2 protein-coding genes are annotated in these 915 nt (G+C 48.7%); one reads left to right on the forward strand and one right to left on the reverse strand.

Features of this window, described 5'->3' with window-relative positions; genetic code table 11:
* Positions 1-70 precede the first annotated feature (70 nt).
* Positions 71-457 (forward strand): hypothetical protein, encoded by a 387-nt coding sequence (locus AB447_RS22965; protein ID WP_057957766.1) that lies wholly within the window; start codon positions 71-73, stop codon positions 455-457.
* On the opposite strand, the gene AB447_RS22970 is transcribed toward AB447_RS22965, so the two are convergent.
* Positions 446-915, reverse strand: a 470-nt coding sequence (locus AB447_RS22970; RefSeq protein ID WP_241494793.1) for a DNA cytosine methyltransferase, incomplete at its 5' end; no start/stop codon positions are given. The two genes, AB447_RS22965 and AB447_RS22970, sit on opposite strands and share 12 nt — an antisense overlap.

The raw sequence follows: 915 nt of genomic DNA on the forward strand, positions 1-915 counted from the left end.
ACACTACTGTTGACTATCGGTAACTAATCCGTCTATACTTAACGTAAATACTTTCGTAAGGAGATTCGATATGGCTCTTACGTGGATATCCAACGACTTTGAGCGCAACCTCAAAGCGTATATAACAATCGAAAAGCATCGACGTTTATTTATTTCGGCAGGTGCCCGGCGAATCATCGGATTACCTGCGGACGGCCCGTTTTATCTTACGGTCGCCTATGACGCAGAAGCAAACCGCATTGTGGTCGGAAAGCCCGAACTCGTTAATCAGCCGGACGTCAAGCCGTTTAAGTTCGATAAGCGCGGCAACGTGTCGGCTAGGCCGTTCTTACGCAAGGTCGGCATTGATGTCGATAAGCTTCCGCAACGCTATTATTTGATCGGCGATGGTGAGGCGTCTAAACAACCGTACCTAGCCTATCCGAAGCACACATACGCGTTTCAGTTAGACGAGTAATTGTTCCGCAAGCGCTCGCCCTACATACCACGCAACACGCGAAGCGATTCCGTTTCCGACAATCCGATACTGCGCCGATAAGGAAATATCGTCTGGCAGGACGTAAGTATCGGGCGCAGATTGGATTCGGAGACATTCACGGACTGTGAAACGTCGTGGTGCTTCGGTCGGATGAATCGGCTGACCGCTGTTGTGATGTGCCGGAATTGTGTTAGAAGGTTTATCTAGCGATTGCACGCGATTGGCTTGATCGTAAGTGTATTCGCTTTTTGGCGTCCAATAAGATTTTTCATCGTGATTAGCGTAAAACAAACCGTAAGGAACTCCTTTGCCCATAACTGCCGGAATAGTTCGCGAAGGTTCTTCCATCGTAACCGGACGATTTTTCGCAACTGATGCCGGATTGCGATTTAAGTATGCGATTTGCTTATCGTTTAGCTGAACTCCCGGCTCCGGCA

It is taken from the genome of Bacillus glycinifermentans (assembly GCF_001042475.2).
In the GTDB taxonomy this organism is placed as follows: Bacteria; Bacillota; Bacilli; order Bacillales; family Bacillaceae; genus Bacillus; species Bacillus glycinifermentans.

What these genes read in the sequence shown, in the direction of transcription:
- AB447_RS22965 (WP_057957766.1), top strand. Translation starts at nt 71, where the DNA reads ATGGCTCTTACGTGGATATCCAACGACTTTGAGCGCAACCTCAAAGCG.